This is a genomic window from Halogeometricum pallidum JCM 14848 (genome assembly GCF_000337095.1).
Classification (GTDB): domain Archaea; phylum Halobacteriota; class Halobacteria; order Halobacteriales; family Haloferacaceae; genus Halogeometricum; species Halogeometricum pallidum.
In genome coordinates this window covers 33,908-50,092 of the sequence record NZ_AOIV01000010.1, presented here as the reverse complement: position 1 = coordinate 50,092, position 16,185 = coordinate 33,908, and the positions used below count along the sequence as shown (strand labels likewise).

General features: G+C 69.6%; 18 protein-coding genes. 8 read left to right on the top strand and 10 right to left on the bottom strand.

Annotated elements, in window-relative coordinates:
• Window position 1: 1 nt before the first annotated feature.
• The 3 genes from C474_RS06090 to carA all read right to left on the bottom strand — a co-directional run bounded on the left by C474_RS06090 (window position 2) and on the right by carA (window position 3,203).
• Entirely contained in the window at window positions 2–1,165 is a 1,164-nt protein-coding gene (locus tag C474_RS06090; RefSeq protein WP_008384951.1) for a thiamine pyrophosphate-dependent dehydrogenase E1 component subunit alpha, read from the bottom strand.
• A complete protein-coding gene (locus tag C474_RS06085) occupies window positions 1,166–1,936 on the bottom strand; it encodes an enoyl-CoA hydratase/isomerase family protein (protein ID WP_008384948.1) in 771 nt (256 codons plus the stop codon).
• A gap of 202 nt (window positions 1,937–2,138) precedes the next feature.
• Window positions 2,139–3,203, bottom strand: coding sequence for a glutamine-hydrolyzing carbamoyl-phosphate synthase small subunit (gene carA / locus C474_RS06080; protein ID WP_008384947.1), 1,065 nt, complete (start codon window positions 3,201–3,203; stop codon window positions 2,139–2,141).
• Window positions 3,204–3,300: 97 nt separating this feature from the next.
• On the opposite strand from carA, the gene C474_RS06075 reads away from it, so the two are divergent.
• Window positions 3,301–3,723, top strand: coding sequence for an Lrp/AsnC family transcriptional regulator (locus tag C474_RS06075; RefSeq protein WP_008384945.1), 423 nt, complete (start codon window positions 3,301–3,303; stop codon window positions 3,721–3,723).
• Window positions 3,724–3,837: 114 nt separating this feature from the next.
• Window positions 3,838–4,896, top strand: coding sequence for a mannonate dehydratase (locus C474_RS06070; protein WP_008384943.1), 1,059 nt, complete (start codon window positions 3,838–3,840; stop codon window positions 4,894–4,896).
• Between the two features lie 70 nt (window positions 4,897–4,966).
• Here the strand turns inward: C474_RS06070 and C474_RS06065 are convergent, their stop codons facing one another.
• Window positions 4,967–5,638, bottom strand: coding sequence for a PHP-associated domain-containing protein (locus C474_RS06065; RefSeq protein WP_008384941.1), 672 nt, complete (start codon window positions 5,636–5,638; stop codon window positions 4,967–4,969).
• Between the two features lie 52 nt (window positions 5,639–5,690).
• On the opposite strand from C474_RS06065, the gene C474_RS06060 reads away from it, so the two are divergent.
• The 4 genes from C474_RS06060 (at window position 5,691) to C474_RS06045 (ending at window position 8,529) form a co-directional block, all read left to right on the top strand.
• Window positions 5,691–6,659 (top strand): diacylglycerol/lipid kinase family protein, encoded by a 969-nt coding sequence (locus C474_RS06060; RefSeq protein WP_008384939.1) that lies wholly within the window; start codon window positions 5,691–5,693, stop codon window positions 6,657–6,659.
• Between the two features lie 61 nt (window positions 6,660–6,720).
• The gene (locus C474_RS06055; protein ID WP_008384936.1) at window positions 6,721–7,317 is read left to right on the top strand and encodes an NUDIX hydrolase; all 597 of its coding nucleotides are present in this window, start codon (window positions 6,721–6,723) and stop codon (window positions 7,315–7,317) included.
• Window positions 7,298–7,756 (top strand): desampylase, encoded by a 459-nt coding sequence (locus C474_RS06050; RefSeq protein ID WP_008384934.1) that lies wholly within the window; start codon window positions 7,298–7,300, stop codon window positions 7,754–7,756. Before C474_RS06055 ends, C474_RS06050 begins: the two co-directional genes overlap by 20 nt.
• 59 nt (window positions 7,757–7,815) lie before the next feature.
• A complete protein-coding gene (locus C474_RS06045) occupies window positions 7,816–8,529 on the top strand; it encodes an SDR family NAD(P)-dependent oxidoreductase (RefSeq protein ID WP_008384932.1) in 714 nt (237 codons plus the stop codon).
• Here the strand turns inward: C474_RS06045 and kynU are convergent, their stop codons facing one another.
• Window positions 8,530–9,846 (bottom strand): kynureninase, encoded by a 1,317-nt coding sequence (gene kynU, locus C474_RS06040; RefSeq protein WP_008384931.1) that lies wholly within the window; start codon window positions 9,844–9,846, stop codon window positions 8,530–8,532.
• A gap of 90 nt (window positions 9,847–9,936) precedes the next feature.
• On the opposite strand from kynU, the gene C474_RS06035 reads away from it, so the two are divergent.
• On the top strand, window positions 9,937–10,824 hold the full coding sequence (locus C474_RS06035; protein WP_008384929.1) for an alpha/beta hydrolase: 888 nt from the start codon (window positions 9,937–9,939) through the stop codon (window positions 10,822–10,824).
• 18 nt (window positions 10,825–10,842) lie between these two features.
• Here C474_RS06035 and C474_RS06030 read toward each other — a convergent pair whose 3' ends face one another.
• Both C474_RS06030 and C474_RS06025 read right to left on the bottom strand, forming a co-directional pair.
• Window positions 10,843–11,058 carry a hypothetical protein gene (locus tag C474_RS06030; RefSeq protein ID WP_008384927.1) on the bottom strand — a complete coding sequence of 72 codons (216 nt, stop codon included), beginning with the start codon at window positions 11,056–11,058 and terminating at the stop codon, window positions 10,843–10,845.
• Window positions 11,059–12,075, bottom strand: coding sequence for an AIR synthase family protein (locus C474_RS06025; RefSeq protein ID WP_008384925.1), 1,017 nt, complete (start codon window positions 12,073–12,075; stop codon window positions 11,059–11,061). It lies immediately after the preceding gene.
• Between the two features lie 222 nt (window positions 12,076–12,297).
• Between C474_RS06025 and C474_RS06020 the strand changes: the two genes are divergently transcribed.
• Window positions 12,298–13,386, top strand: a complete 1,089-nt coding sequence (locus C474_RS06020) for a PAS domain-containing sensor histidine kinase (protein ID WP_008384924.1) — start codon at window positions 12,298–12,300, stop codon at window positions 13,384–13,386.
• Between the two features lie 269 nt (window positions 13,387–13,655).
• Here the strand turns inward: C474_RS06020 and C474_RS06015 are convergent, their stop codons facing one another.
• The 3 genes from C474_RS06015 to C474_RS06005 all read right to left on the bottom strand — a co-directional run bounded on the left by C474_RS06015 (window position 13,656) and on the right by C474_RS06005 (window position 16,105).
• Window positions 13,656–14,573: an alpha/beta fold hydrolase gene (locus C474_RS06015; RefSeq protein ID WP_008384923.1), complete on the bottom strand. Its 918-nt coding sequence runs from the start codon at window positions 14,571–14,573 to the stop codon at window positions 13,656–13,658.
• 78 nt (window positions 14,574–14,651) lie between these two features.
• The gene (locus tag C474_RS06010; RefSeq protein WP_008384922.1) at window positions 14,652–15,050 is read right to left on the bottom strand and encodes a hypothetical protein; all 399 of its coding nucleotides are present in this window, start codon (window positions 15,048–15,050) and stop codon (window positions 14,652–14,654) included.
• Window positions 15,051–15,094: 44 nt separating this feature from the next.
• Window positions 15,095–16,105, bottom strand: coding sequence for a YeiH family protein (locus C474_RS06005; RefSeq protein WP_008384921.1), 1,011 nt, complete (start codon window positions 16,103–16,105; stop codon window positions 15,095–15,097).
• Window positions 16,106–16,185: the final 80 nt, after the last annotated feature.

The following is a 16,185-nucleotide window of genomic DNA, read 5'->3' as shown; positions in this document are numbered from 1 at the left end:
GTCATCCGCGCTCCCGCTGGTGGACGTACTCGTCCATCTCCGGATGGTCGTCAAGGAAGTCGCGGTACCACTCCATCTGTCGGGCCAGTTCGGGCGTCAGTTCCTCGTAGAGGTGGACGAAAATCTCGTCGACGTCGCGGAGGGGGTAGTCGTCTGCGGCCGCGACCGCCTCGTCGAACATCGCGTCGACCTCCTCGCGGACGGCCACTTCGTCGACGCCGTCGAGCAGGTCGCGGTGTCCGAGGAAGGTGCGGTAGCGGTCGAGCGGGTCACGCGCCGCCCACGACTCGACTTCCTCCTCCTCTCGGTACCGCGTGGGGTCGTCGCTGGTCGTGTGCGCCCCGCGGCGGTAGGTGACGCTCTCGACGAGGACGGGGCGCCCCTCGCGGGCGCGCGCCCGAGCCGTCGACACCGCGTTGTAGACGGCGAGAACGTCGTTGCCGTCGACCCGAATGCCGTCGACGCCGTACGCGAGCGCCTTCTGGGCCACCGTGTCTGCGCCGGTCTGCTCCGCGAACGGGAGGGAGATGGCGTACTGGTTGTTCTGGCAGTAGAAGACGGCCGGCACCTCGAGGACGCCCGCGAAGTTGACCCCCTCGTGGAACGCCCCGGTCGACGTCGCCCCGTCGCCGAAGTAGCCGACGGCGACCGCGTCGTCCCCGGCCAGTTGCATACCCCACGCCTTCCCGGTGACCATCGGCATCTGCGACCCGATGGCGATGGCGACGCCGAAGACGTTCGCCCCCTCCATCCGCGAGGCGTCCTCGACGCCGCGCCAGTACAGCAGGAGGTCGCGCATCGACACGCCGTGCATGAGCAGCGCCGCGGCCTCCCGCCCAGCGGGGAAGATCCAGTCGTCGTCCGCGAGGGCGAAGGCGCTCCCGACGATGCTCGCCTCCTGTCCCCGGCCGGAGGCGTACGTTCCCAACTGTCCCCGGCGCTGGAGCTTCGTCGCCCGTTCGTCGAACGTCCGCTGGAGCACCAGCCACCGATAGAGGTCGCGGAACTGCGCGTCCGCCAGGTCGGGGACGCGCGCCTCGTCGACCGTTCCCTCCGCGGTCACGACCTGGTGGGTCTCGACCCGCAGGTCGGCCTGCGAGAGGTGCTCGACGCCCGCCGCGGCGTTCGTCCGCGGCGACGGCCGCGACGTTGGCTTACCGTCCATCTACGACCACTCTGGCTCTCGGTCCTCCGCGTACGCGCTGGTCGCTTCCTCGAAGTCCTCGCCCGTCATCGCCTCCGTCTGGAGGTCGAGGTAGCGCTCGAGGAAGGCGTCGAAGTCCTGATCGAAACAGGTCAGCATCGCCTGCTTCGAGAGGCGCGCCCCCTGCGAGTTGACCCGCGTGTAGCGGTCGACCAGTTCCTCGAACTCCTCGTGCATTCCGTCCTCCGAGACGAGGTGGTCGACGAGGCCGATCCGTTCGGCCTCCTCGCCGTCGACGTTCTCGCCGAGGATGACCATCCGCTTCGCCCGCCCGAGGCCGATGTACCGGGGGAGGCGGAACGTCCCGAGTCCGGGGATGATACTCTCGTTGATGGCCGGGAGGCCCAGATTCGCGTCGGGCGTGCAGGCGCGGATGTCACACGACAGCGCGAGCTGCAAGCCGCCGCCCAGCGCGTAGCCGTGAATCAGACAGAGGACGAGGGGCTCCATCGTCTCGAAGCGACGCAGCGCTCGCTCCCACGGGGGGTGGTAGCTCATGTCAATCTCGTCGGCCGAGAGGTCTTTCAGGTCGATGCCGGTACAGAACGCCCGGCCGGCACCCTCGATGGTGACCAATCGGAGGTTCTGGTCGCTGGCCAGCAACTGGGAGACGGCGTCCAGGTCGCGCACGGCGTCGTAGTGGAAGGCGTTCAGCCGTTCGGTCCGGTCGAGGGTGATTCGGGCGATTCTCCCCTCCTTCTCAACGGACAGGTGGTCGAATTCGACGTGCATGGCTGTGGTTCGACTGTTCCAAACGACACGTTTTACCATGAATGTGTTGGATGGTGGCACGAACCAAAACCGACGTCTCGTGTACGAGTCTGCACGCTGGTGTGAGAGACTGTCCGTGAGGAGAGGCGAAGACGTCCTCGAAAATGGAAACGCGGGGCCGCCTGGTAGACGGCGTCTCAGATGGGGGAGACGACGCGCCTACTCAGTCCGAGACGACGGCTTTCGTCTCGTTCTCGGTCATCGCGAGGACGTCGTCGAAGAAGTCCAGCGAGTCGTTGGGGCCGGGGTGGGCCTCCGGGTGGTACTGGCGGGTGATGACGTTCAGGTCGTCGTTCTCCAGTCCCTCGGCGGTGTCGTCGTTGACGTTGACCTGCGTGACGTTCAGGTCGCCGGGTTTGCCGACGGTGTAGCCGTGGTTCTGGGTGGTCATGACGACCTTGCCCGTGTTCAGGTCGCGGACGGGTTGGTTGACGCCGCGGTGGCCGAAGGCCATCTTCTCGGTGGTGCCGCCGAGGGCGCGCGCGATGACCTGCTGGCCGAGACAGATACCCGCGAGCGGAATCTCGCCGACGAACTCCTCGACGAGCGACTGGGCCTGCGTGAAGTTCGCGGGGTCGCCCGGGCCGTTCGAGATGAACAGCACGTCGGAGTCGAGCGCTTCTATCGTCTCGGCGTCGATGTCGTGCGGCAGGACGTGCACGTCTGCGCCGCGTTCGTTCAGCGAGTCGACGATGGACATCTTCGCGCCGCAGTCGACGAGAGCGACGTCCGTCTCGCCGCCTCCCTCGTACGTCTCGTGGTCGACGGTGCTGACCTGCGCGCCGATTTCGGTGTGCTCGCTCATGCCCTTGCAGTTTGCGAGTTCCTCCTTCGCGTCCTCGGGCGTCACGTCGTCGCCGACCGCGATGCCGCACTTCATCGCCCCCTCCTCGCGCACGGCGGTCACGAGGTCGCGGGTGTCGATGTGGTCGATGGCGGGCACGTCCTCCGAGTCGAACCACTCGACGACGTCGTCGGTGAACTCGCGGGCGATGGCGGCGCGCGGGTGGATGCGGTCGGATTCGAACCGCTCCTCTCGGACGCCGTAGTTTCCGATGAGGGGGTACGAGAAGGTGAGAACCTGCTCCTCGTAGGAGGGGTCCGTGAGACTCTCTTCGTATCCCGTGTACGCGGTCGTGAACACCAGTTCGCCACGTGTACGTCCCGAAGCACGTCCGCGCGCTTCGATGACGCGGCCGTCCTCCAGAGCCAGGTAGGCGTCCGACATTACGAGAAACACACGGAATCCGGGTCTATAAATGTTGCTTTCGAAGCTGAGTTACGAATTTCGTAATCGGTAAGTCCGTGCGGACGGCAGGGGAGACATGGACGAGTTGGACCGGCAGATTCTCGACATCCTCCGGCGGGACGCGCGGACCCCCTACACCGAGATAGCCGAACAGGTCGAAACGTCCGAAGGGACGGTCCGGAACCGGGTCGAACGCCTGACGAGCGACGGCGTCATCGAACGGTTCACCATCTCCACCCGCACGGGCAACATCAAGGCGATGATAGAGGTGTCGGTCAAAGTGGAAGTCGACACGACGAGGATATCGGAACTGATGGCCGAGTGGGAGGAGGTGGACTTCGTCTGGCAGGTGTCGGGCGAGGAGGACGTGGTGCTCGTCGTCGACGCCGCGGACACGCGCGCGGTGAACGAACTCATCACGAAGGCGCGCGAACTCGACGAGGTCAAGAGCACGAAGACGCGGCTGATTCTGGACGAACGCCTCGGTCGGAGTCCGTAGCGGTCCCCCCGGCGGTCGAGCGCTCGGGCGAAAAACGTCGAGTTCGACGCCGACGCCCCGCGACCGGCGGCCCGCACCAGTAGTGATTTGCGACTGCCCCCGTCACGGGGAGACATGACGGACGAACTGACGAACGGTGCCGACGGGGGCGTGCGCGTGGGCGTCCGGACCCGAAGCCTCTCGACCGACCGCCTGCGGTTCATCCGCCAACTGGGCGCGACCGACGTCTTCGTCGACCACGCCGACACCGAGGAGGAACCCGACGAGTTCAACGACCGGGAGGGGACCGACACCATCGCCGTCGGGCGCGATTCGATTCCGACGGCGGCGGAACTCGAAGCGGTCAAGGCGAGAATCGAGGGCGAGGGACTCCGGTTCACCGGCGTCCAGTCGCTCCCGTACTCGCTGTACGGAGACGTCATGTTCGACCGCGAGGGGGCCGACGACGCGCTCGACCGGATTACGACGCTCGTCCGGAACCTCGGGTCGGCCGGCGTCCCGATTCTCGGCTACCAGTGGAACCCCCGCGGGGTCGTCCCGATGCGGACCGCACCGGTCGAACTCCGCGGCGGGGCGGTCGGGACGGCGTTCGACCTCGACGAGATAGAGAATCCGGACGAACTCGCTCCCGGCCTCGACCGTGCCTACACGGAGGCGGAGTTCTGGGAGAACTACGAGCGGTTCCTCGAAACTGTCCTCCCGGTGGCCGAGGAGGCGGGCGTCCGCCTCGCCCTCCACCCGGTCGACCCGCCCGTGCTGGAGTCGCTCGGGGGTATTCCGCGACTGTTCAGGAACGTGGAGAACTTCGAGCGGGCGATGGAACTCGTCCCGAGCGACAACCACGGGCTGAAGCTCTGTCTCGGCTGCTTCTCGCAGATGGGCGAGGACGTGGAGGCGGTGCTCCGGCGGTTCGGCGAACGCGACCAGATCGTGTTCGTCCACTTCCGCGACGTCGCGGGAACCGTCCCGGCGTTCCACGAGACGTTCGTCGACGAGGGGAACTTCCACACACCCGACGTGGTCCGGACGCTCCGCGAGGTGGGCTACGAGGGCGTCGTCATCCCCGACCACGTCCCCGAGATGGTCGGCGACGACGACTGGCGCCATCGAGCGCGCGGGTTCACCGTCGGCTACCTACGGGGCGTCGTCGACAGCGTCCGGTCCGAGCGATAGGCGCTCGCTCGCGTTCGCACTTGTGCTCGCGCCCGCGTCGCCTGCCGCTCCCACCGCCTGGATTCGTCGCCTACTGCGGGCTGAACCCGCCGCCGTCCATCGCCCCCTTCGCGTGGTGGATGCGGGTGTACGCCCGGTCGAGTTCCTCCTCGAATCGGTTGAGATTCACTACGGCCTCCGTCTCCCCGCCCCGAATCGCGTCGGCGACGGCGGCGGGCGTGAGTTCGTCGGCGTCGACGAGCGTGTACGCCCGCCCGACCTCGAACGGGTAGTGCGCGTCGCTGCCGCCGGTCAGCGGTAGACCGAGTCGTTCCGCGAGTTCGCGCGTCTGCACCACGTGCTCGGGGTTCTTACCGTTCAGTTCGACGGCGTCGAAGTCGGCGTCGGTGTCCCGGAGGCTGCTGTTGCGGTAGGGGTGGGCGACGACGGCCGCACAGCCGCGGTCGTGCGCCTCCTCGACCACCTCGCTCGGCGTCAACTCGCCCGCCCGCGTCCGACTCGGCGGGTCGGGACCGACGACGAGGAGGTGACCCATCGTCGTCGACACCTCGATGCCCGGAATCGTCGGGAACCGCCGCTGGGAGGTGTAGGCGTAGTCGTGGTTCGTCACCGCGACGGCGTCCAGTCCGCGCAGGCGGGCCGCGAGGGTGGACAGCGAGAGGCCGACCGGGTCGAAACGCGTCGGCCGGCCGGGCGACCAGTGGAAGAAACGAGAGTGGGTGTGAAGGTCGACGGCGAACACATCCGTTCGAGGGGTCGGTACGACTTTGTTCTTCTGCCCCGGACCACCGGCCGTGACCGACCGAATCCTCGTGCTCAATCCGCGGAGCGGCGACGGCAGACGGAGCGACCGCGCGCGGACGATAGCCGAGGAGCGCGGCTACGACGTGCGGGAGAGCCACGGAAAGGACGAGGCGCTCGAACTCGCGCGCGAGGCGGCCCGCGAGGGAGCGTCCGTCGTCGCGGCCGCCGGCGGGGACGGGACGCTGAACGAAGTCGTCCGCGGCGTCGACAGGGAGGGACGACTCGGGGAGACGACGCTCGGCGTCGTCCCCTGCGGGACGGGCAACGACTTCGCCGACAACGTGGCCGTCCGCGGCGTCGAACACGCCTTCGACGTGCTGGAAAACGGACGCCGACGGCGGTTGGACCTCGGGAGCGTCCGCTGGACCGCCGAGGAGTCGGCCGACGCGCTGGGCGAGACGCCGGCGCGTCCGTTCTTGAACTCCTGCGCCTGCGGACTCACCGCCGAGGCGAGCGCGCGGACCTCCCCCGAGGCGAAGCGTCGACTCGGCGTCCTCGCCTACGTGCTCTCGACGCTCCAGCGGACGCGGACGTTCGAGGGGTTGCAGTTGGACGTCCGCGCCGGTCCGCGGAACGACCCCGTCTGGACCGGCGAGGCGCTGATGCTGCTGGTCGGCAACGGTCGGTGTTTCCCCGGCGAGGGGATGCGACAGGCGAACATGGAGGACGGTCTGCTGAACGTCGTCGTCGTCAGGAACCGCCCGGGGCTGAACTACCTCACCGATGGAGCGGTGGACAGATTCCTGCGCCGGGGGGCCTCGCACCTCACGCGTCAGAAGGTGGACCACCTCGAAATCGACGCCAGTGTCCCGCGGCAGTTCAGCCTCGACGGCGAGTTCGTCGAGGGGCGGCACCTGCGGGCCGACGCGCGCCCCGGCGCGATGCGGTTCGCGGTCGGCGAGGCGTACGACCCCTCTCCGGTCGACTCCACCCGACCCGGTCGGCCCGACGACGCCTGAGCCGCCGTCCGGGTCACCGCGCATCGAAGAGTCCTTGACCCACCTCGCCGTTGCCCACGGTATGAGCACGGACGAGGGGGCGAATCCCGCTGCGGACGCCGCTGAGGAGGCCGAACTCCACAAGAACGCCGCACAGGACGTCATCGCCGTCGACGCGGACGACAACGAGCAGGAACTGGTCAACCGACTCGACGCCCACACCGGGGACGGGACGAGACACCGCGCGTTCACCTGCCTCGTCTTCGACGGGGAGGGGCGCCTGCTCCTCGCACAGCGCGCGCCGAACAAGCGCCTGTGGGACACCTGCTGGGACGGCACCGTCGCCTCCCACCCGGTGCAGGGGCAGAGTCAGGTCGACGCGACGAAGCAGCGCCTCGAAGAGGAACTGGGCATCGCTCCCGACCAGTACGGCGACCTGCGCGTGACGGACAAATTCGAGTACAAGCGCTACTACGAGAACGCCGGGTTGGAGTGGGAAGTCTGCGCCGTCCTCAAGGTGACCTTGGAGGACGCGACGCTGGACCCCGACGAGGAGGAGATAGCCGGCCTGCTGTGGGTGGACTACGAACACCTCCACGAGCACCCGCAGTGGTACCGGCAACTCCGCCTGTGCCCGTGGTTCGAGATAGCCATGCGCCGTGACTTCGAAGACGAGTAGGGAGGAACTCCGCGTCGCCGCCGACGCCGAGGCGGCGGTTCTGCGGCACGCCCGCCGGGGCGCCGCCGCCGACCCGCCTCGAGAGGTGTGCGGCGTCCTCGCCGGCCGGCGTCGGTCCGACGAGTCCGGCCCGTCCGACTCCGACTCCGTCTCGAGGGCCGACCCCGTCCCCAACGTCGCCCCCGACCCGCGGACCGAGTATGAACTCGACCCGGCGGCGGCCGTCGAGACCATCGACGCCCTCGAAGCCGAGGGGTTGGACGTCGTCGGCTTCTACCACAGTCACCCCGAGAGCGACCCGCATCCGAGTCCAACCGACGAGGCGCGGGCGAGTTGGACCGGCTACGTCTACCTGCTCTGTCACCCCGACGGCCGCCTGAACGCCTACCGCTGGACCGGCGCGGCGTTCGAGGAACTCCGCGTCGTTCAGCGCGGGTGAGCCTGTGACGCGAGCCGAGAACGCAACCCCCTTGCGGCGCCGGTTCCTCTCCCGACCCGATGAGTGAGGACGTTCCGGACCCCGACGTGTACGACTCCCTAGAGGGACAGGTCGCCCTCGTGACGGGCGCGAACCGCGGTCTCGGCCGCGAGATAGCCGAGCGGTTGCACGACTTGGGAGCGACGGTGTTCGCCGCGACGCGGAGCATCACCCACGACGTGCCGGAGGAGTGGACCCACCTCCTCGTGGACGTAACGCAGGAGGGCGACGTCTCGCAGGCCGCGGACGACGTGTTCTCCGCCGCGGGCCGCCTCGATATCGTCGTCAACAACGCCGCCGTCTCCGGCGGCGAGGGAGACATCGTCGCGGAGTCGATGGACGATGTCGACCGCACGCTGTCGACGAACCTCCGCGGACCGATGCTCGTCTGCAAGCACGCCGTCCCCCTCCTGCTCCAAGACGAGGGCGGCCGCATCGTCAACGTCTCCTCCGGGATGGGGGCGTTGAACGAAGAGCAGTCGGGCGGGTCGCCCGCCTATCGCGTCTCGAAGTCGGGGCTGAACGGTCTCACGAAGTATCTCGACGGCGAGTACGGCGACGAGGGCCTCATCGCCAACTCCGTCTGTCCGGGATGGGTCCGCACCGACATGGGCGGCGAGGAGGCCGACCGCTCGGTCGAACGCGGCGCGGAGACGCCCGTGTGGCTCTCGCGCTTCGAGGCCGGGGCGCCGTCGGGCTACTTCTGGCGCGACAAAGAAGTCATCGACTGGTAGTCAGGTCACCCCGGCGCCGCGCGTCTCGTAGCGTTCGTACGCTCGGTCCGCGAGAATCCCCGCGAGGCGGTCGACCACCTCGTACACGTCCTCGAAGCCGACGTAGTACGGCGACGGGCAGATTCGGACGACGTTCGGCGGCCGGAAATCGACGACGACGCTGCGGTCTTTCAGCGCCTCGGAGATCCGGTAGGCCTCGGGGTGTTCGACGGCGACGTGGCCGCCGCGGCGCGACGCCTCCCGCGGCGTCCCCACCTCGCAGTCGGGGAGTCGGTCGTCGACGAGGCCGATGAGAAAGTCGGTGAGCGCCAGCGATTTCTCGCGGAGGGCGTCGATGCCGGCGTCCTCGGTCACGTCGAGGGCGCCGTCGAGGGGCGCGGCCGAGAGAATCGGCGGCGTCCCTATCTGGAACGCGCCGGCCGAGTCGGCAGGGGTGTACGTCCGCCGCATCTCGAACTGCGTCTCCTTCTCGTGGCCCCACCACCCGGCGAGGTCCGGCGTGACGCCGAAGTGCCGTTCGTTCACGTACAGGCCCGCGAGCGCGCCGGGTCCGGCGTTGAGATACTTGTAGTGACACCAGACGGCGAAGTCGACGCCGGCGGCCGAGAGGTCGTGCGGGACGACGCCGACGGAGTGCGCGAGGTCGAACCCGGCCAGCGCACCCGCGTCGTGGGCCGCCTCGGTGATGCGTTCGATATCGATCAGTTGGCCGCTCCGGTACAGCACCGAGGGGAGAAAGACCGTCCCCACGTCGTCGTCGAGTGCGGCGACGACGTCGGCCTCCTCGATAGTGCGACCGTCTCGGCTCTCGACCACGCGGAGGGCGTCGTCGGGGTCCCGACCCGCCGCCCGGAGTCGCGCGCGGATGGCGTAGTGGTCCGTCGGGAAATCGAGGTCGTTCACGACGATTTTCTCCCCGCGGTCGGGGTCGTGGAACGTCCCGATCAGCGTGTGGATGTTGACCGTCGTGGAGTTGCCGACGACCACCTCCTCGCCCGAGGCGCCGACGAGGGAGGCGAGTCGGTCGCCCAGTCGCTCGCCGTAGGTGAACCACTCGGGGTCGGCGTCCGTCCACCCGCGGACGGCGAGCGTCTTCCACTGCTCGACCGCCCGGTCGAGGGCCGCCACCGCGTCCGCGGAGCAGAGTCCCAGCGAGTTGCCGTCCATGTACGCCTCGCCCTCGGGCAGGAAAAACCGGTCCCGCAGGTCCGCCAAGGGGTCGGTCCGGTCGAGTTCGCGGGCGTCGGCGCGCGTCGGCGGGTCGTCGGCCGAGGCGGTCCGCCGGTCCGCGTCGGCGGAGTCGCGTGAGTCGTCCATGGCCCCCCGTTCGCCGCGCGGCGCAAAGACCTTCCCTCCCCTCTCGCCGCCGTCCGGCCGTTTTTTCTTCGCGCCCCGCGGCCCTCCGGTATGGAGCGCCACGCGCCCGAGCTAGACCCGCAGGTCCGAGACGCCGTGGAGACGTTCGAGCGAGCGGGGTTGCCGCCGTGGTACTCGCTGTCGGTCGAGAGCGCCCGGACCGTCGAGGACGAGGCGTTCGCGGCGACGGATCCGCCGGCCGTCGAACGGGTTCGGGAGTTCGCAGTACCGGGGCCGCGCGGGCCGATTCCGGTGCGGACGTACCATCCGGAACCGTCGGAGACGCGCGGCGTTCTCGTGTTCTACCACGGCGGCGGGTGGACCCTCGGCACCCTCGGTTCGGCGGACGGTATCTGCCGGCGCCTCGCCGACCGATCGGGCCGCCTCGTCGTCAGCGTGGACTACCGACTCGCCCCCGAACATCCGTTCCCGGAACCGCTGGATGACGCCGTCGCCGCCTACGAGTGGGCGCGCGAGCACGCCGGGTCGCTCGGGGGCGACGAGGGGGACGGCGAGGAGATGGATCCGGTGCCGACGCCGACGGGTCAACTCCTCCTCTACCCCATCCTCGCGCAGACGTTCGACACCGATTCCTACGAGGAGAACGCCGACGGGCCGTTGCTCTCGCGCGCCGACATGGCGTGGTTCCGCGACCACTACCTCCGGAGTCAGGTCGACCGGTACAGCCCGTTCGCCGCGCCGGCCCTGGCAGACGACGAACTCCTCGCGGCGACGCCGCCCGCGTGCGTCGTGACGGGGGGGTTCGACCCGCTCCGCGACGAGGGGACGCGGTACGCCGCGCGACTCCGTGACCTCGGCGTTGGCGTCGTCCACCAGCACTACCCCGCGATGGTCCACGGCTTCCTCAGCCTCGCCGCCGAGGTGGACGCCGCAGACGAGGCGTTCGACCGGGTCGCCGAGCGGTTGGGGGAGTTCTGAACGGACGGCTGCGCCCGCTCACGTTCGCTCGATGCGCCAGACGCTAAGCCACGCGAGCACCGCGCGGACGAACAGGTAGGCGACGAGCACCGCGGCGAGGGCCGTCGTCGGGGCCGACAGCAGCCGCGCGGTGCGGTACGGGAGGACGATGCGCGAGAAGCCAAGAATCACGAAGCTCAGGAGGATGAGTCCGAACGCGAGGCCGGAGAGCTTCACGAAGTCGGTCCGGTTCACTCACTCCTCCGCGCGCCGCGTTAACTCCTCGTACGCCGCCCACGACGGGTCGACGTCCGGGTGCGGCACCGTCTCGCCGTCGACGACGACGCCCGACCCCTCCCGCACCGTCCCCGCGACGCCGACGGGCGTCCCCTCGGATTCGAGCGCCGAGACGACGCGGTCGGTCGCGTCGGGATCGACGGCGAGCACGAGCGTCCCGCCCGTCGTCGCCGCCCAGGGGTCGATGCCGAGGTACTCGCACGTCTCGCGGACGCCCGGGCGGAGCGGAATCCCCTCTGTGGAGAGGTCGAGACGGACGCCCGCGCCGTCGGCGACTTCGTTGAACGCGCCGAACAGGCCGCACTCGGTGGCGTCGTGCATCGCGCGGACGCCGCCGACGGCCGCGGCGGTCATCGCGTCCCGGACGCAGGCGGCCTCGTCCAGTCGGGACTGCGCCTCCGAGAGCGCTTCGGGCGGGAGGTCGAACTGCTCGGGGAACAGCGTCGTGAGCAGGCCCGTCGCCTCGACGGCCGGCCCCTTCGTGACGAGGACGTCGTCGCCGACGCGAGCGCCGTCGGGGCGAATCACGTCAGCGGGGTCGCCGACGGCGAGGGCGGTTGCGCCGCCGACCCACGGGAACGAACACCCGGCGTAGCGGGCGGTGTGGCCGGTGACGACGCTGACGCCCAACTCCTCGGCCTCCTCGTGTATCGCGGTCCACAGTTCCGCGAACGCCTCGTCGGAGAACTCGGGCGGGAGCGTGAACGAGATGGCGAGATGCGACGGCGGGAGTCCGGAGACGGCAACGTCCGCGAGGACGAAATCGAGGGCGAATCGACCGGCGCGGGCGAGGCCGAGGTCCGGGAGAACGGAGACGGGGTCCGTGGCCATCGCGACGGCCGTGCCGTCGAGGTTCAGGAGGCCGAAGTCGACGCCGTGGGCCGGGCCGAGGGCGACGTCGTCGCGGTCGGCGCCGAGGTTCGAGAAGACGTGACGGTCGAAGAACGCTCGGTCCACCTTTCCGAGGTCGGTCATATCGGAGAGACAAGGTCGTGGGGTTTCAACGTGCCGTTAGAGGGCAGGAGCAGCCGTAAAATATACGGTACGATGTTTCCTCGGTTTGGACGATTCGATGCCCTTCGGACGCGGACCGGGCGCGTCGGACCCCCACGCTTCGGCGAACGGTCGGAGACGATGGCCCCGCACAGCGCTCATCGACGGCAACGCCCGACGACCCCCGCTCGCGAGAGGAGTGCCGTGAGCGACGAGCGGACCCTCCCGACGTTCGGGAGCGCCACCGGGGAGAGCAGCGACGAGGACTACCGAAAACTCATCGAACGCGCCGTCGACGCCGCGGTCGTCCTCCTCGAGGCCGACGGCGACGTGACCACTTGGAACGCGAGCGCTCGCCGACTCACCGGCTACGACCGGACGAGCGCTCGCGGAACCGACCTGGACGTGGTCCTCGACGCCGACGTCCGGGCGAGCACGCTCCTCGAAGAGGCCGACGCGTCGGGCCGAATCGAAGTCGAGTGCGTCGCCCGCGACGCCGGCGGCGAGGCGTACGACGCCCACGTCGCGGTCACGTCGCTGGAACCGGACGAGAGCGCCCCCGAGATTTCGATGTCGCCGAACGTCCCCGACGACGAGGGCTACGCCGTCGTCGTCCGCGACGTGACGGACTACCGGTCGGAGACGCGGTCGCTCGAACGGCGGAACGAGCGGCTGACGGCCTTCGCGAGCAGCGTCTCCCACGACCTCCGGAACCCGCTCAGCGCCGCCCTCGCGCAACTGGACATCGCCCGCGCGCGCTACCCGGGCGACCTGCACCCCCACCTCGACACCGCCTACCAGTCGCTCCTGCGCATGAACGACCGCATCGACGAGACGCTGACGCTCGCACGCGAGGGCGCCCGCGGCATCGAGCGGACGTCGGTTCCGCTCCGGGAGACGGCCGAACGGGCGTGGGAGATAGCCGGTCCCGAGGGCAGAGCGCTGACGTTCGACGACCCGCCGGAGACGGTGTCCGCCGACGAGGAGGGGCTCTGTCGGCTCTTCGAGAACCTCTTCGAGAACGCCAAGGCGTACGCCGGCGACGACGCGACGGTCGAAATCGGCGGCACCGACGAGGGGTTCTACGTCGCGGACGACGGCCCCGGCATCGCGCCGGACCGCCGCGACTCGGTGTTCGAGTACGGCGTCACCGGCAGCGCCGACGGGACCGGGTTCGGTCTGGCCATCGTCACCGCCGTCGTCGACGCGCACGATTGGCGGGTCGGCGTCGGCGAAAGCCGCTGGGGCGGCGCGCGTTTCGACGTCGTCTTCGACCGCGCGGCGCGTCGATAGCGCGGCCGCTCGGAGCGGAGAAAAGCGCCGGTCGCACGGGGCGCGACCGGTCGGCTCATGAAGGAGACGCGAACGAGGTAGTATCGCGTGTGGGGTCATCCAGTCCCGGAAGCGCGACCTCGGTTCCGCCTCGACAGAACGTATTCTTTCCGGGGTTAAGTAAGTCGCTAAGTCGCCTCGGTGGTGGTATATAGACTCACACACGCCTCCTGAGGACCAATCGGACCGCCGAATCCGTCCCGAGGACCTTAGCGCCGGTCGCCGGCCCGTCACTCGGGGTGCGACTCGAAGTGGTTGGTGAGTTCCCGTCGGACGCGAACGGGCTCTTCGTGTTGAATCCAGTGCGTCGCGTCGTCGAGGACGACGAGGTGGCTCCGGTCGCAGTACTCGACGCTCTCCAAGGCGAGCGAGCGGGTGAGGAAGGCGTCCTTCGCCCCCCACAGTACGAGCGTCGGCACCTCGACGCGTTCAGTCCGCGGGCGGGGGTTCGTTCGGGCGATGGCGCGGTACCAGTTGAGCATCGACCGGTACGCGTCGGGTCGGGACCAGGCCGCGCGATAGCAGTCGAAGTCGGCGGCGCTGAACGTCCCCGGTTGGCTGGTCCGGCGCATCATGTCGCAGACGCCGCGGTAGTCGCCGACGCTCGCCAACGCTTCGGGAATCCTCGGAAGCTGGAAGAACAGGACGTACCAGCTCTTGAGCCGCTGTTCCCAGTCGTTTCCGAGCGCCCGCCTGAACGCCGTCGGGTGGGGGACGTTCGCCGCCGAGAGCGTTCGAACGCGCTCGGGGTGATGGAGGCTCACCCACCACGCGACGAACGCGCCCCAGTCGTGGCCGACGAGGTGCGCCGCCGAGAGGTCGAGGGCGTCGAGGAGTCCGAGCACGTCGCCCGCGAGTTCGTCCGGGCGGTAGGCGGCGACGGCCTCGGGTTTCTCGCTCAGGTGGTAGCCGCGCTGGTCGGGGACGACGACGCGGTACCCCTCGGCGGCGAGGGGTTCGACGTACTCGTGCCAGCCGTACCAGAACTCGGGGAAGCCGTGGAGGAGCACGACCGGTTCGCCGTCCTCCGGGCCGGCGGTGACGACGTGCAGGTCCACGTCGCCGACGTCGACGAACGTCGACTCGCCCCGTAACTGTAGCACGTCCGGCGTGACGCCGCCGTCGGCGGCGGAGTCTATCGATGCCATGGGCGGGGTACGTCGCGCGCCGGGAAATACTCTGCCGCGGCCGGCCCACTCTCGCGCAGAAACTTCGAGCGGGACGGATCAGACGGCGGCGACCCACGCGCGGTAGTCGTCGTCGCGGCCGTACACCTCGCGGAAGGTCCGGTCGACGAACGCCGCGAGGCGGTTCGCGTCCGACCGAGCGGTGATGCGAAGGTTCGTCCCCTCGGACTCCTCGGGCGACTCCATCCCGTCGATGCGGAACTCGGGGAACTCCGAGAGCAGCGACTTCGCGCGTTCGAGTTCCTCGTCGGTCACGTCCACGTTGAACGTCCCGTCGGCGAACTGCACCCACGGCGCGGGCGCGTCCTCGCCGTCCGATTCGGGGTTCGGGTCGACCTCGACGGTGAAGAACGGACTCGCGCGCTCCCGGTGAGCGGCGACCGCATCGGCGAACAGTTTCCGTCGCTCCGTCGGGTCGTCGGCGTCGAATCTGGTCATAATCCCCCCTTCGTCCCGTCGATAGAAAAACGGAGTGAAACCCGTCACAGGAGCGTTACCACGGCGAACAGGGCGAGGGCGGAGACGGCGACGAGCGACACGGCCAGCACCGCCACCGGCGCGAGGCCGGCCTCGCGCATCGCGGCGACGCGGACGTCCAGTCCGAGTCCGGCGAACGCGAGGGCGAACAGAACGTCGCTCGTCGTTTCGAGAGCCGAGAGCATCCCCGGGGAGAGAAGCCCCGCGTTCGCGGCGAGAGCGACGAACGCGAACCCGGCGAGGAAGTTCGGCACGCCGTCGAGCAGCGATGCCACGCCTGATTTCGTGGAGCGGTCGGCGTAGCGGAACGCGTACCAGAGGGCGACGACGCCGAGCAGGGAGTTCCGCGCCAGTTTCGTCACCGTCGCCCACTGTCCGGCCGCGGCGGAGTGAGCGAACCCGGCGGCGGTGACCGGACCGGTGCTGTACATGCTCAGGCCGGCCCAGACGCCGAACTGACGCGGAGAGAGGTTCAGCAGGTCGCCGGCGACGGGGAACGCGAGGAGCGTCACCGCGTCGAAAAGCAGGATGGCGGCGACGACGTGCGTCAGCGACTCCCCGTCGGCGTCGATGGTGCCCGCGATGGCCGTCGCGGCGGAGACGCCGCAGACGCTCGCGCCCGCGGCGAGGAGCGACGCCGTCTTGCGTCGGAGGTCGAAGACCCGTCGGGCGAGCGACTCGACGAACGCGACGCCGAAGACGACGACGGCGACGGCGAGTCCGAGCACGACGGGACCGGTCGCGACGAGTTCGGCGAACGCGACGCGCGCGCCGAGCAGAACGATGCCGGCTTCGAGGAGGACGCCGCGGTACCGGACTCCCGCTGCCGCCCGGTCCGGGACGCCGACGACGTTGGCGAGGACGGCCCCGAACGCCACCGCGAGGAGGAGCGCGTTCAGTCCGGGCACCGCGCCGGCGACGAGGGAGGCGAGGCCGGCCAGCGCCGCGAGGAGGAGCAGGCCCGGAACGGCGGCGGCGGCCGAACCGGCGCGCCGGGCGACCGCTCCGTCGTTCACGGGCGGCGGGGGATCGGTTCGAGGTTCGTCCGCGCGGCGGGGACGGTCGGGCGCGTCGCGTCCAGCATTGTCCGTCCTCG